The 15,778-nt window shown below is 37.6% G+C and carries 12 protein-coding genes; 9 read left to right on the forward strand and 3 right to left on the reverse strand.

From position 1 onward, the window contains the following. Positions 1-35: 35 nt before the first annotated feature. Complete coding sequence (gene manA, locus JZO69_RS04150; protein ID WP_207111636.1) at positions 36-1,010, forward strand: mannose-6-phosphate isomerase, class I; 975 nt, start codon at positions 36-38, stop codon at positions 1,008-1,010. 53 nt (positions 1,011-1,063) lie between these two features. Here manA and JZO69_RS04155 read toward each other — a convergent pair whose 3' ends face one another. From JZO69_RS04155 to JZO69_RS04165, 3 genes are all read right to left on the reverse strand, one after another. Next, complete coding sequence (locus JZO69_RS04155) at positions 1,064-1,759, reverse strand: adenosylcobyric acid synthase (RefSeq protein ID WP_207111637.1); 696 nt, start codon at positions 1,757-1,759, stop codon at positions 1,064-1,066. A 28-nt stretch (positions 1,760-1,787) separates the two neighbouring features. Then, a complete protein-coding gene (locus JZO69_RS04160; protein ID WP_207111638.1) occupies positions 1,788-3,125 on the reverse strand; it encodes a Mur ligase family protein in 1,338 nt (445 codons plus the stop codon). 193 nt (positions 3,126-3,318) lie between these two features. Further along, entirely contained in the window at positions 3,319-3,957 is a 639-nt protein-coding gene (locus JZO69_RS04165; RefSeq protein WP_207111639.1) for a helix-turn-helix transcriptional regulator, read from the reverse strand. A gap of 395 nt (positions 3,958-4,352) precedes the next feature. Between JZO69_RS04165 and ssnA the strand changes: the two genes are divergently transcribed. The 8 genes from ssnA (at position 4,353) to JZO69_RS04205 (ending at position 15,711) form a co-directional block, all read left to right on the forward strand. Continuing rightward, positions 4,353-5,687: a putative aminohydrolase SsnA gene (gene ssnA, locus JZO69_RS04170; protein WP_207111640.1), complete on the forward strand. Its 1,335-nt coding sequence runs from the start codon at positions 4,353-4,355 to the stop codon at positions 5,685-5,687. A 42-nt stretch (positions 5,688-5,729) separates the two neighbouring features. Then, the gene (ygfK, locus tag JZO69_RS04175; RefSeq protein ID WP_207111641.1) at positions 5,730-8,735 is read left to right on the forward strand and encodes a putative selenate reductase subunit YgfK; all 3,006 of its coding nucleotides are present in this window, start codon (positions 5,730-5,732) and stop codon (positions 8,733-8,735) included. Between the two features lie 49 nt (positions 8,736-8,784). After that, a complete protein-coding gene (gene hydA, locus JZO69_RS04180; RefSeq protein ID WP_207111642.1) occupies positions 8,785-10,164 on the forward strand; it encodes a dihydropyrimidinase in 1,380 nt (459 codons plus the stop codon). 57 nt (positions 10,165-10,221) lie between these two features. Next, positions 10,222-11,415 carry a diaminopropionate ammonia-lyase gene (gene dpaL / locus JZO69_RS04185; RefSeq protein WP_207111643.1) on the forward strand — a complete coding sequence of 398 codons (1,194 nt, stop codon included), beginning with the start codon at positions 10,222-10,224 and terminating at the stop codon, positions 11,413-11,415. A 5-nt stretch (positions 11,416-11,420) separates the two neighbouring features. Continuing rightward, positions 11,421-12,737, forward strand: a complete 1,317-nt coding sequence (locus JZO69_RS04190; protein ID WP_207111644.1) for a YgeY family selenium metabolism-linked hydrolase — start codon at positions 11,421-11,423, stop codon at positions 12,735-12,737. Between the two features lie 108 nt (positions 12,738-12,845). Next, on the forward strand, positions 12,846-14,039 hold the full coding sequence (ygeW, locus tag JZO69_RS04195) for a knotted carbamoyltransferase YgeW (protein WP_207111645.1): 1,194 nt from the start codon (positions 12,846-12,848) through the stop codon (positions 14,037-14,039). 322 nt (positions 14,040-14,361) lie between these two features. Then, a complete protein-coding gene (gene arcC, locus JZO69_RS04200; protein ID WP_207111646.1) occupies positions 14,362-15,300 on the forward strand; it encodes a carbamate kinase in 939 nt (312 codons plus the stop codon). A 30-nt stretch (positions 15,301-15,330) separates the two neighbouring features. After that, entirely contained in the window at positions 15,331-15,711 is a 381-nt protein-coding gene (locus tag JZO69_RS04205; RefSeq protein WP_207111647.1) for a RidA family protein, read from the forward strand. Positions 15,712-15,778 lie beyond the last annotated feature (67 nt).

Genomic DNA, 15,778 nt, shown 5'->3' on the forward strand with positions numbered 1-15,778 from the left:
ATTGACGAGTATAAATGGAAGGGAGTCTCTAAACTATGCAGCAACCTTTATTTTTAAAACCAGTATTCCAAGAAAAAATTTGGGGTGGCGATCGTTTACACACTGTATTCGGTTTTGATCTACCAAGCAATAAGATTGGGGAAGACTGGGCGATCAGCGCGCATCCTCATGGGATAAGTGTTGTAGAAAATGGTGAATTTTCTGGTCAAAAGTTAGACGAGCTTTGGGCGAACCATCGTGAGCTATTCGGTAATGCCGAAGGGGATGTTTTTCCTTTGTTAACCAAAATTTTAGATGCCGAAGATGATTTATCTGTCCAAGTTCATCCAGATGATACTTACGGTTTAGCTCATGAAGGCGAGCTTGGTAAAACTGAGTGCTGGTATATTATCGATGCTGAACCAGGAGCTACGATCATTTATGGTCATAATGCTCAAAGTCGGGAAGAACTTCACGAGATGATCAAGGAAGAGCGCTGGGATGATTTGTTGAAGAGAGTTCCAGTAAAAAAAGGCGACTTTTTCTATGTGCCGAGTGGAACGATCCATGCGATCGGTAAAGGGATCATGATTTTAGAAACACAACAAAGCAGTGATACAACTTATCGAGTGTATGATTATGATAGAAAAGATGATCAAGGTCAAACTAGAGAATTGCATATCCAGCAATCAGTGGATGTAACGACAGTTCCAGCCAAGAATGCTGAATTATCGATTCAACAGCAAAACCAAGGACAATCAAGCGTTGTTACGTATTTGAAAACACCATTTTTCAATGTGTATGAATGGCAGGTCAAAGGCGTATTGAAATTGAAAAAAAATGCTCCGTATACTTTAGCTACGGTTATAGATGGTATTGGTAATCTAATTATTGAAGATAGTGAGACAGTGAATTCTGAGAGTTATGAATTGACTAAAGGTACCAGCTTTATTTTACCAAATGATATTACTAAATGGCGAGTTGAAGGTGACTTGACGATTATTGCTTCTGAACCTGGAGCAAAAGCTTAGAATAAAATAAAAAATGAGTGTAGGAAAAATTTTCCAGCACTCATTTTTTTATTTTATCCAACAACTAACATTTCTTTGGGTATATCTAATGGTTCGTTGTATTTTTTTTCTAAAGCAGTTTTGATCAATCGAATACCAAGATTCTCATTTCTAGCAAGAATTGGTCCATGGAAATAAGAACCAAAGACATTTTTATAAATCACACCTTCAGAACCATCCTCACTGTTATTTCCTTTACCTTGAACCACATTGCCTAAAGGACGTTCTCCTTTGCCCAAGAAGGTACGACCATTATGATTTTCAAAACCATAGTACGTTTCATTAAATTCTTCATTATGAATAACAATATCGCCAATGTAGCGGTTATTATCTTGACTGAGCGTGTAGTGATCTAAAGCACCAATTCCATGAATTTTTTCACCTTTTGCACCCATATAATAGTGACCTAACAATTGATAACCACCACAAATTGCCAGCATGACACCATCATTTTCAATATATTCAGTTAAGCTTTCTTTTTTTGTTTGGATATCTTCTGAAATGATCAGCTGTTCAAAATCTTGACCGCCGCCAACAAAAACTAAATCATATTTATTTGGATCAAATGGCTCATAAATACTGATGATTTCAGAACGGAAAGTCACATTCATTTTTTCAGAAAGATATTTTAACATCAGTAAATTGCCATTATCGCCATAAGTGTTCAGTAAATTTCCGTATAAATGACAAACAACTAATTCTTTAGGCACTGTTGATTCCTCCTCAATATAAGCCCGTTCAGCTATTGATATAACCTTGTGCAGTTAGTGATTTACGTAATTGTAAAACTGCTGTATACGTGGCTAAAATATAAACGTGTTCTGTTGGTAATGCTTTGATTGCTGTGATCACATCATCTAAATTAGGGATTTCTTTTAATTTATCTTCAGAAATTCCAGCAACTTTCATCCGTAATGCCATATCTGTATGGCGGTCACCACCAGCAATTACTTCTGGGATATCCATTTGAGCGAATGCTTCATGATCCCCATCCCAGATCCAACTAACGTCAATTCCATCAGCATAGTTTGCGTTTAATAATGATACAAGAGAGAATGAATAAGGGGCATGGCCCATCATATCGATGACTTGATTTAAACCAACAGGATTTTTAACTAGGATTAAGGTACATAATTTACCATCGATATTGATCGTTTCTTGACGTCCAAAAACTTTTTCATCATAGCTTAGTCCTGCACGGATTTTCTCAGGTGCAACCCCGTAATGTTCAGCAACTGCGGTTGCAGCTAACGCATTATACACATTATACATCCCGCCAACAGCAATCCCATATTTAGCTCCGTCAATCACAAATTCAGCAGAAACATTGTCCATTGCAACCATTTCCGTTAATTGAACATCTAGCTCAGGACGATGGAAACCACAATTAGGACAATAGTATTTTCCAAGATTAGCGTAAGTAATCATTTTATAATGTAAAATATGATGACACTTCGGACAAAGTAAGCCGTCTGTATTGTAGTGAGCCATCTGTTCTTCATCAGGTTTATGGTTAAAGCCATAGTATTTCCTAGGATTGATTGTTTCAACTGAGTTAAAGATCGGTGAATCACCATTACAAAGAATCGGTGCATTAGGCGCTGCTGCAGCACCATCAACAATTAACTTATATGTGGTATAAATCTCACCATATCGATCCATTTGGTCACGGAAAATATTCGTAAATAAAAATAATTTTGGCTCAATATATTTTGTGACACGGCTTAAACTAGCTTCATCAATTTCTAAAACCGCAAATTTTTTCTTTGCTCCATTGTTTTTAGCAGATAAGAAGGTCGAAACGATTCCTTGTTCCATATTAGCACCAGTTGGATTTGTCAAAACATGATCAAATTCTTGCCTTAAAATATTAACTGTTAAAGCTGTTGTCAATGTTTTACCGTTGGTACCAGTAACCACTACGATTTCATAATCTTTTGCTAACGTATCCAAAATCTTTGGATCGATTTTTAATGCTAATTTTCCTGGGTAGCTACTGCCACCTTTGAAAAAAGTTTGTAATACCCATTGAGAAGTTTTACCAGCCATGATTGCTACTTGACTTCTGATTCCCATAAAGTGCCCTCCAATTTCCATCAATTATTGTTGCTATAATCAACAATAAACTCAATCTATAATACCACAATTAAAAAAAAAAATTAATTGCTTTTACTCTTTCTTACTATATTATAAAGATTTTATGTTTAAACTAAAAAAAATAGACCCTTGCATTTTTTACGCAAGGGTCTACTTCAATCATCATAAAAGCTTATTTTGCATCAATATAGCTGTATAACGTATACTTGGAAATGTTAAAGAAATTAGCGACTTTATCGCCAGATTTAGTTACAAGAAAGGCACCTTTACTATTTAAAAACTGGATACATTTGATCTTATCGTCTTTGGTCATTAAAGGTACTGGTTTGCCTACTAATTTAACGGATTCTTCAATCAAATCATCTAAGAGCTCATTGATATCTTGAGGAATATAATCAGGTTCTTTGACATCGTCATCTTCATCGATCGTAATAAGCGATTTTAATGTTGATTCAGCAGCGATCAGTGCAGTGATATCATAATTGATTGCAAAAATACCATCTAGACTACCTGACTTGTCTTTGAAGTAAATAGTACTTGATTTTAAAATACGACCATCATGTGTTCGTGTTAAATAATTAATATGATCGGTCAAATCAGCAGGATCTTTTTTCAATGCTTCTAAAACGACTTGAGAAGGTCCATCTCCAAGTTGACGAGAAGAAACATGACCGTTTTCAATAGAAACGATTGTATTGTTGACATTATTTTCATTGATTTTATGGATGACTATCTCACAATTATCACCGAATTGACCTGCTAAAGCTTTGGCTACTTGAGTAAGAAAGTTTAATTTTTCATCTGAGAGCATAGGATTCACTCCTTTCTAAAAAGAGGTTGATCAAACAGTTAAATTGATAGCTCTTTCAAAAACAGGTATAAGTCATACCGAAAGAAAGAAGCTAGCTTCATCAACTAGCTGTGTGTGTAATGATATCATGCGATAAATCATAATACAAGACAATGGGCACACTGCACTAAAAAATATTTTTTAGGTAGCATTGTTTTTTTTTAGGTTAGGTGGTATAATTTACTCGAGTTAAGAGAAATTACTACTGTAACTAATATTGAGAACGCTTTATTCATAGGTAGATGAAAGTATTTTAAGTAATCTAATATCCGCCTTAGTGAATGATTGAACTATCTTTTGAAAGCGATTTCCGTGTTGGTTGGAAAATAAAAACGAAATAAATAGGAGGGTCAATGATGTTATTAGTAGGAAATGGACGATTGATTGCCAGAGATAATGAAGGCACATTTTATGACGATGGCTGTGTTGCAATGGAAGGACAATTGATTACACGTGTTGGAAATACTGCTGATTTGCGTAAAGAGTTTCCAAAGGCTGATTTTATTGATGCTAAAGGTGGAGTAATCATGCCAGGGTTCATCAATATGCATAACCATATTTATAGTACATTTGCCAGAGGCTTGAGTATCAATGGATATCATCCTAAAAATTTTATGGACATTTTAGAAGGACAATGGTGGCGGATCGATCGAACACTGAATTTACAAGATTCATATCACAGTGCAAAAATTGCTTACTTGGACAGTATCAAAAATGGTGTGACTACTGTCTTTGATCATCATGCCAGTTATGGAGCAATCGAAGGCAGCTTAACACAATTATCTAATGCGGCAGATGAATTAGGCGTTCGAACTTGTTTGTGTTATGAGGTTTCTGATCGAGATGGTGAAGAAAAGATGAAGGCAGCGGTGAGAGAAAATACTGATTTTATAAAAACGAGCAATGCCAGAAAAGATGATATGCAAAAAGCTATGATGGGGATGCATGCGGCGTTTACTTTATCAGATAAATCTATGGAATACTGTGCAGCAAATACGCCTGAAGGCATTGGTTATCACATTCATATTGCTGAAGATATTGCGGATGTATATGATTCATTGGATAAATATGGTAAACCAATCGTTAATCGTTTGTACGACTTAGGTATTCTGGGTAAACAAACAATGGCAGGGCATTGCATCCATATCGGTCCACATGAAATGGAACTTTTACGTGACACAAATACAATGGTTGTGACAAATCCAGAATCGAATATGGGTAATGCAGTAGGCTGTCCACCAGCAATGCGCATGTTGAATGAATATGGCATTTTGATGGGACTTGGAACAGATGGCTATACCAATGATATTACTGAATCATATAAAGTAGGAAACATCATTCATAAGCATCACCTAGCAAACCCTAACGCTGCTTGGGCAGAAATTCCAAAGATGCTATTTACTAACAATGCACAAATGGCTAATCGTTATTTCAAAACAAGATTAGGTGTGCTGGAAGCAGGCGCTGCAGCAGATGTGATCGTTTTAGATTATAAAGGACCAACACCAATGAACAAAGATAATTATAATTCCCATATACTTTTCGGAATGAATGGCGGTACAGTTACTGATACAATCATCAGTGGTGAAATCCGCATGAAAAATAGAGAAGTACAAGGAATAGATGAGGAAAAAATTTGGAAGGATGCTCAAGCTCAAGCGCAATCACTTTGGACAAGAATCAATGGTTAGTCACATTAATAGACTAGAAAAAATAAAAAAGGAGTGACAAACATGAGTGACATCATGCATCCGATCTCGATCGACGGGTTACTGAACTGGATTTTAAACGAATATAAAAATGAATCAACTATTTTTGGTGTCAGAAAATTTTATCAAGCAGACGGAACAAAAACGATTCCTTTATTTGGCGAAAAAATGGAAACACCATGTGGCCCCGCAGCTGGTCCCCATACTCAATTATCTCAAAATATTATTGCTTCTTATCTAACTGGGTCTCGTTTTTTTGAAGTCAAAACCGTTCAGATCATCGATGGCGAAGATTTGCCGGTGAGTAAACCTTGTATTACGGCAGCCGATGAATGTTACAACGTAGAATGGTCGACTGAGTTACGAGTGCCTCAAGCCTATGATGAATATGTAAAGGCATGGTTTATCTTGAAATTGCTAAGTAAAGAACTGAACTTAGGTGATCCTGATGGGTTTATCTTCAATATGAGTGTGGGCTATGATTTAGCAGGGATTCAATCACCAAAAGTAGATAAATACATTACGGATATGCAAAATGCCGAAGAAACACCGATTTGGCAAGAATGTAAAAAAGCAGCATATAAATACCTACCTCAATTTAAACGAATCGATCAAGAATATATAGAAACGATCAGTCCAAAAGTTTGCCGCTCAATTACCCTTTCAACATTGCATGGTTGTCCATCAGATGAAATCGAACGAATTACTACTTATTTATTGGAAACTAAAGGCTTGAATTCATTTATCAAATGCAACCCAACAATGCTAGGTTATGAGTATACCCGTCAAACAATGGATGACTTAGGTTTTGATTATATGGTTTTTGATGATCATCATTTCTTAGAAGATTTACAGTTTGAAGATGCAGTTCCAATGCTGACACGTTTGCAAGCACTAGCCGATAGCAAAGGCCTGAGCTTTGGTGTAAAAATCACTAATACATTTCCAGTGGGGATCGCTGAAGAAGAATTGCCTGGTGATGAAATGTATATGTCAGGACGTTCGCTCTTTCCTTTAAGCATTTCCTTAGCGAAAAAATTATCAGATGCTTTTGATGGGAAACTGCAAATTTCTTATTCAGGCGGAGCGGATATTTTCAATATTAAAGAAATTTTTGATGCTGGGATTTGGCCAATCACAATGGCAACAACATTATTGAAACCAGGTGGGTATCAGCGCATGAATCAAGTAGCCAATTTACTTGGAGACTCAGTTTACCCGAACCAAGTTCAAGTTAACTTAGAAAAGCTTACGACGATTGTTGAAAAAGCGAAGAGTCAAGCCCGCTATAAAAAATCAATCAAATTACCTGAAAGTCCCAAATTACGGACTACGGTACCCTTGACGAATTGTTATACAGCGCCTTGTCGTAGTGATGGTGGCTGTCCAATCAACCAAGACATTCCTGCATATCTTCGTTATGTGAGCGAAGGCAATTATTTAGAGGCGTTAAAAGTGATTGTGGATAAAAATCCGTTGCCGTTTATTACTGGTACAATTTGTGCCCATCCATGTATGACAAAATGTACACGCCAGTTTTATGAAGGATCGATCAAAATTCGCGAAGCTAAACTTGAAGCTGCTGAACATGCCTATGACGAATTGATGGCTACAATGGAAAAACCGATTCGGAAAGAAAATGCACCTAAAACAGCAGTTGTCGGTGGTGGCCCAGCAGGAATTTCGGCTGGATTCTTACTTGCTCGTGAAGGAATGCCTGTCACTGTATTTGAAAAAGCCGAAACGATTGGGGGGGTCTGCAGCCAAATTGTACCAGAATTTAGAATTTCAATGAAATCGGTTCAAAACGATGTTGAGATGGCTAAATTTATGGGCGCTGAATTTAAGACTGGACAAGCGGCGCCAAGTATTGAATCTTTGCGTGAACAAGGATATACCAACGTTATCTATGCAATCGGTGCTTGGAAACATGGCAAACTAAGATTAGAAACAGGAGATACATTAAACTCATTAGAATTCCTAAAAGCAAATCGTGAAAATCCAGAAGTTAATCCTTATGGAGAGCAAATCATAGTTGTTGGTGGCGGTAATACAGCAATGGATTGTGCGAGAGCAGCAACTACGTTACCGGGGGTTAAAAAAGTATCAGTAGTGTATCGGAGAGATAAGCGAAATATGCCAGCAGATGAGGAAGAACTGTATTTTGCTTTAGAAGATGGTGTAGAATTTTTAGAATTATTGTCACCGATTAAATTAGAGAATGGTAGCCTAACTTGTGAAAAAATGCGCTTAGGTGAACGTGATGGCTCTGGTCGTCGTAAACCTGTAGCAACTGGTGAATTTACAGCAGTTCCCGCTGATACAGTGATTGCCGCAGTTGGTGAAAAAGTGGATACTGATTTTTACCAATCAATCGGCATTACAACGGATCAATATGGAAAAGTCGTATCAAATCATGAAAGCTTAGAGACAAACTTAAAAGATGTCTACGTAATCGGTGATGCAAATCTAGGACCAGCAACGATTGTTGAAGCTATTGCAGACGCAACAAAAGCAACTGAGAATATTTGTCAAATCCACAACAATCATTATGAACAAACCAATCTTAACGATGATAGAGCATCTGTTCGTAATAAACGAGGCATCTTAGAAACCAACGAAGCACTTTGTGGACAAGCTGGAAACTGTTTAGAATGTTCAACGATTTGTGAATCGTGTATGGATGTTTGTCCAAATCGAGCGAATATCGTTGTAAATGTCAAAGGGCAACCGCAGATCGTCCATATTGATCGGATGTGTAATGAATGTGGGAACTGTGAGACCTTCTGTCCGTATGCAAGTGCACCTTACAAAGACAAATTCACATTATTTAATACAGAAGTTGATTTTGAAAATAGTACGAATTCAGGTTTTTATGTAATCAATCCGAGAGAAAAAACATGTTTAGTTCGTTTATGGGGGAATACATCAACGATTTGTTTAGATGAACAAGGAGTAGATATTCCAGCAGATATTATTGATTTAATGGATACGATGATTGACGAATATGAATACTGTATGCAAATGTAACAAGACATGAGTTGCGCAAAAACAACTTCTGAATGATGGAGGTTAAAAAATGTCTATTCTTTTAAAAGGCGGAGTCGTTGTGTCCGTCCATGGTCGCCGTCAAGTAGATGTAAGAATCAATGGCGAAAAAATTGTTGAAGTAGGTACTAATTTAAAAGCAAAAGATTCTGTAGAAGAAGATGTTTCAGGATGTTTTCTTCTGCCAGGATTTATCGATGCCCATACTCATTTAGAGCTAAATAATGGTAAAGGATCAATGGGCACTGCAGATAATTTTTACACAGGAAGCAAAGCAGCTGTCGCTAAAGGTACAACTGCTGTGATCGATATGGCGACACCAAGTAAAGGCAGTTCACTAAAGGAATGTCTAGCTACATGGAATCATCTGGCTAGTGGTAATAGCTCGTGTGACTATACGTATCATATGTCGATCATTGAGTGGAATCCCAGCATAAAAAAAGAAATAAGAGAGATGCTTGAAGCTGGGATCACGTCATTTAAGATGTATATGGCTTATGACAATTTAAGAACAACTGATGGTGAAATTTTTGAAGCGATGAGAGAAATCCAGAAGTATCAAGGGATGTTAGGCATTCATTGCGAAAATGGGGATATGGTCAATGAGATGATCGCAAAATTTGTAGCGGAAGGGAAACTGTCGCCTCATTATCATCCTTTGACTAGACCAGATTCAGTTGAAGCAGAAGCTGTTGAACGCTACTTAATGATTGCCGATTTAGCAGATTTACCAGTTAATATCGTTCACTTAAGTACGAAACGATCTTTAGAAGCTGTAAAACGAGCAAGAGCGCACAATCAAAAAGTCTATGTAGAAACCTGTCCGCAGTATTTAGTTTTAGATGATCATTTATATGATGAACCTGATTTTGAAGGCGCAAAATATGTCTGCTCACCGCCATTACGTAGTATTAGTGATCAAAATGCTTTATGGGAAGGTGTGATCAATGGCCAAGTCAATACGATTTCAACTGATCATTGTAGCTTTGATTTTGATGGACAAAAAACGATTGGAAAAGATGATTTTAGCAAAATTCCAAATGGTATGCCTGGCGTGGAAACTCGTCCAGAGTTGATTTATACCTATGGCGTGACAACTGGAAAAATCAGTTTAGAACGTATGGTAGGACTGCTTTCAGAAGATATTGCCAAACAATTTGCTTTATATCCGCAAAAAGGTGTAATTCAAGTTGGCAGTGATGCAGATATCGTTGTTTGGGATCCACAGACGGTAGGTGTTATTTCAGCGACAACGCAATTGCAAAATGTCGATTATACACCCTATGATGGCATGCAGACCAAAGGCAGCGCGAAATCAGTGTATTTAAGAGGTCAAAAAGTTGCTGAACAGGGACAGGTTATCGTAGAAAATCAAGGTAAATTTATTTTTCGGGAAATAGTTACTAATTAATAAAAGGAATCAATCAACCTGTGTTGATTTAAATAAATAGATGGAGGGGAAAATTTTTTGGAAAAAATAAAATGGACGGCAAATGAAATGCCCAAAACAGATGATCAGTATTTAACACTGATGTCAAAGGAAGCAATCGAAAAAGCCTTAGCTTTTCATCGTAGTTTCCCTCAATACAATCAGACGCCATTAGCTGAATTAAAAAATATGGCTGAACATTTAGGATTAAAGGATTTCTTTGTCAAAGATGAATCATATCGTTTTGGTTTAAACGCATTTAAAGTGCTTGGTGGTTCGTTTGCTATGGCAAATTATATCGCCGAAAAACTAGGGAAAGATGTTGCTGACTTGACCTATGATGTTTTAACTTCTGATAAACTTCGAAATGAATTTGGTCAAGCGACATTCTTTACGGCCACAGATGGCAATCACGGTCGTGGTGTGGCTTGGGCAGCGAATAAATTAGGACAAAAAGCAGTGGTCTTGATGCCGAAAGGTTCAACACAAACGCGCAAAGAAAATATCGAAAAAGAAGGCGCAAAAGTGACCATCGAGGAAGTCAATTACGACGAATGTGTGCGTATGGCGAACAAAATGGCTGAAGAAACTGAAAACGGTGTCATGGTACAAGATACGGCTTGGGATGGTTATGAAAAAATTCCAACTTGGATCATGCAAGGCTATGGCACGATGGCATTAGAGGCTTCACAACAACTAAAAGAAGCTGATAAAGAACGTCCTACACATGTTTTTGTTCAAGCGGGTGTTGGGAGCTTAGCGGGAGCTGTTGTTGGCTATTTTGCTAATCTTTATCCTGATAATCCACCAAAAATGATCGTTGTTGAAGCGCAAGCAGCAGATTGTCTATATAAATCAGCAATCGAAAAAGATGGCAAAATTCGCTTTGTTGAAGGTGATTTGCAGACGATCATGGCAGGTCTGGCTTGTGGTGAACCAAATACGATTTCATTTGATATTTTAGAAAACCATACATCAGTCTTTGTTTCAGCACCAGACTGGGTTTCAGAAAAAGGGATGAGAATGCTTGGCGCACCATTGAAAGGGGATCCGCAAGTAATTTCAGGAGAATCAGGAGCGGTAGCAATGGGCTTAGTGGCAACAGCAATGCAAGATCCTGACTATAAAGAGTTACGTGATGCACTGGAACTTGATGAAAATTCGACTGTTCTAATGTTCTCAACAGAAGGCGACACAGATCCAGATAACTATAAAAAAATCTTATGGAGGTAATATAAATGGATTTCAATGAAATTAACAAAGCAGCAGAAGGTTACAGAGAGGACATGATCAAATTTTTACGTGATTTAGTCAAAATTCCAGGAGAAAGTGCTGAAGAAGGCGCAAAAATGGATCGTGCGAAAGCCGAAATGACTAAATTAGGCTTTGATAAAATCGAAGTCGATCCTCAAGGAAATTTACTAGGATATATGGGGACAGGTAAAAAATTGATTGCCTTTGATGGTCATATGGATACAGTTGGCATTGGTGAAATGAGCAACTGGGAATTTGATCCATATGAGGGCTATGAAACCGATACTGAAATTGGCGGACGCGGGACTTCCGACCAAGAAGGTGGCATCGTTTCTGCTGTTTACGGTGCGAAAATCATGAAAGATTTAGGACTGCTAAATGAAAAATATACAGCACTAGTAACTGTTACCGTTCAAGAAGAAGATTGTGATGGATTATGCTGGCAATATATTATTCAAGAAGATAAGATTCGTCCAGAATTTGTAGTCTCAACTGAACCAACGGATGGCGGGATTTATCGTGGTCAACGTGGTCGGATGGAAATCAAAGTTGAAGTGAAAGGCGTATCTTGTCATGGATCAGCTCCTGAGCGCGGAGACAACGCGATTTATAAAATGGCTGACATTTTACAAGATGTTCGAGCATTAAACAATAATGGTGATACTGAAAGTACGGTTATTAGAGGTTTAGTCCGTATGCTTGATGAAAAATATAACCCTGAATGGAAAGAAGCACGTTTCTTAGGAAAAGGAACAGTGACAGCGTCACAAATCTTTCATTCATCACCAAGCCGTTGTGCGGTAGCAGATGGTTGCACGGTTTCATTAGACCGTCGAATGACTGCTGGTGAAACATGGGAAAGTTGTTTAGAAGAAATTCGTCAATTGCCTGCTGTTAAAAAGTATGGAGATGATGTTGTTGTCTCAATGTATGACTATGATCGCCCATCTTATACAGGGTTAACGTATCCAATCGAATGTTACTTCCCAACTTGGGTGATTCCAGAAGAACATGGTGTAACAAAAGCGTTGATGGAAACCCATAGAAATCTATATGGCGAAGAACGTAAAGGTTCAAAAGAAACGATCGATATGCGTAAAGCTCGTCCACTATTAGATAAATGGACATTCTCAACAAATGGTGTATCGATCATGGGCCGTAATGGGATTCCTTGTATTGGTTTTGGTCCAGGAGCTGAAGCACAAGCACATGCACCAAATGAAAAAACATGGAAAGACGATTTAGTACGTTGTGCTGCAGTGTATGCCGCATTGCCAACTGTATATTGTGAAAACAATTAAATAGCCGACTATAAAGCCTAGTGTACAAACGAACCACTATTCTAATGAGTAAAGGGCATTAGAATAGTGCGTATCGTATCATAACAATTAACTTAGAGGAGAAATGACATGGAAACTTTTAATGACTATATTGCAAAATTGGACAAATTAGAATTTGATAAAATGTATGAAAACGACTTTTTCTTAACATGGGAAAAAACACGTGATGAATTAGAAGCAGTCTTCACCGTAGCAGATACATTACGTTATTTAAGAGAAAATAACATTTCAACAAAGATTTTTGACAGCGGTCTAGGAATCTCTTTATTCCGCGACAACTCAACGAGAACGCGTTTTAGTTTTGCTTCTGCGTGTAATCTTTTAGGGCTAGAAGTGCAAGATTTGGATGAAGGAAAAAGTCAAATTTCTCATGGTGAAACCGTTCGTGAAACAGCGAACATGATTTCATTCATGGCAGATATTATTGGGATTCGTGATGATATGTATATTGGCAAAGGTAACACGTACATGCGTGAAGTCTCTGAATCCGTTCAAGAAGGACATAAAGATGGCGTGTTAGAACAACGTCCAACGTTAGTTAATTTACAATGTGATATCGATCACCCAACTCAAGCGATGGCAGATGCATTACATTTAATCCATGAATTTGGTGGAGTTGAAAACTTAAAAGGAAAAAAAGTAGCAATGACTTGGGCATATTCACCGTCATATGGTAAACCTTTATCAGTACCGCAAGGAATCGTTGGATTAATGACACGACTTGGTATGGATGTTGTGTTAGCCCATCCAGAAGGGTATGAAATTATGCCGGAAGTTGAAGAAGTTGCCAAGAAAAATGCAGCAGAAGCTGGCGGTTCATTTACCAAAACCAATAGCATGGCTGAAGCCTTTAAAGATGCGGATGTTGTGTATCCTAAGAGCTGGGCCCCATTTGCAGCAATGGAAAAACGCACACAATTATATGGTGAAGGTGATCAAGCTGGTATCGATAAATTAGAAAAAGAATTACTTGCACAAAATACCAACCATAAAGACTGGGAATGTACAGAAGAGTTAATGAAAACAACGAAAGATGGAAAAGCCTTGTACATGCATTGCTTACCTGCTGATATTACTGGTGTTAGCTGTGAGGAAGGTGAAGTTTCAGCCTCTGTCTTTGACCGTTATCGTGTTGAACTTTACAAAGAAGCTAGTTATAAACCTTATATCATTGCGGCAATGATTTTCTTAAGCAAAGTGAAAAGCCCGCAAGCAACATTAAAAGAACTTGAAAGAAAAGCAACACCAAGAGAAGTAAAATAACGGTGTGCTGAATTAGGCATGAAGTGAGATGCTTTCTCGATTGATGATGATAGCAGTAGGAAAAATAAGTGCTTCTCTTTTTAAAAATCAAACAAAATAAAATGACAAATAAGACCTTTCCAAGTCCATTTATGAATACTATCCGTTAAGAATAAGACTGTCTTAAAATGAATCTGCTGTCCACAGATTCTGACGACTTCATGCAATGTTTAGCTTTAACTTAACGAACATCAACGTGATTTATTGGAAGAGAAAGCATCTTACTTTTAAAATAATCAATTGTTAAAATAAAAATAAAGTTAAAATTGAGGTGAATAGTTGAATGGTAAAACGAGTTGTAGTCGCTCTTGGGGGCAATGCCTTAGGCGATAATTTAACAGAGCAAATGACAGCAGTCAAAGAAACGTCAAAAGCCATTGCGGATTTGATTGAAGCAGGATACGAAGTTATTTTGTCTCATGGAAATGGTCCTCAAGTAGGGATGATTCAATTGGCGATGGAAGAGCTGTCGTTAAGTAATCCAACTAAATATCCAACGATTCCATTGTCCGTTTGTGTGGCGATGAGTCAAAGTTATATTGGCTATGATTTACAAAATGCTTTACGGGAAGAATTATTGAGTCGTAATCTCAAACAAGCCGTTGGAACAGTAATTACACAAGTTGCTGTTGATCCAAAAGATCTAGCTTTTGAACATCCTGCAAAACCAATTGGGCGTTTTATGTCCAAAGAAGAAGCAGACGAACTTGTACAAGAAAAACAAGTAACCGTTGTTGAAGATTCAGGCCGGGGCTACCGTCAAGTTGTGGCATCACCAAAACCAAAAGAAATCATTGAGATTAAAACGATCACTTCTCTGATTGATTCAGGTCAAACAGTAATTGCCTGTGGTGGTGGCGGAATTCCAGTTGTCAAAGAAGGCAATCATTTAAGCGGAATCGCAGCCGTAATTGATAAAGATTTTTGTAGTGAATTATTAGCTGAGATGGTCGATGCAGATTTATTGATCATTTTGACCGCTGTTGAAAAGGTTTGTATCGATTTTGGTAAACCAACACAAAAAGAATTAAGCCAAGTCTCAACTAGTGAAATAAAAAAATATGCAGCAGATGGTCAGTTTGCGCCAGGTTCAATGTTGCCAAAAGTAGAAGCTGCGATTCAATTTGCAGAATCAAAACCGGGACGTAAGACGTTGATCACCTTATTAGAAAAAGCCAAAGACGGAATCGTTGGAAAAACGGGAACGATCATTGAGCAATAAATCAAAATAAATAAGAGAAGGAGTGAGTCGATGACAAACAAAATGGTCAATTCAACAAACGCACCAGCAGCGGTCGGACCTTATTCACATTCGGTTTTGGCTGGACAAACACAGTATATTTCAGGTCAATTGGGGTTAGATCCAGTTAGTGGAGAGATGAAAGAAACAGTGGAACAACAAGCAGAACAGGCGTTGATCAATTTAGGTGCAATCTTAAAAGAAACAGGTATGACATATGACAATGTTGTCAAAACAACAGTCTTCTTAAAAAACATGTCAGATTTCGGTAAAATCAATGATATTTATGGGAAATACTTCTCAAACACTCTTCCTGCCCGTTCTTGTGTAGAAGTATGCAAATTACCTAAGGATGGACTTTTTGAAGTAGAAGCTATTGCAGTCAATAATTAATTTTTGAGAAATTTCTGAGCCAAGAAAAGGGTTGCGGATTTCATTACTCGGATAAGTGCAGTCCTTT

The sequence above is a fragment of the Candidatus Enterococcus ikei genome (assembly GCF_017316105.1).
GTDB lineage: Bacteria > Bacillota > Bacilli > Lactobacillales > Enterococcaceae > Enterococcus_L > Enterococcus_L ikei.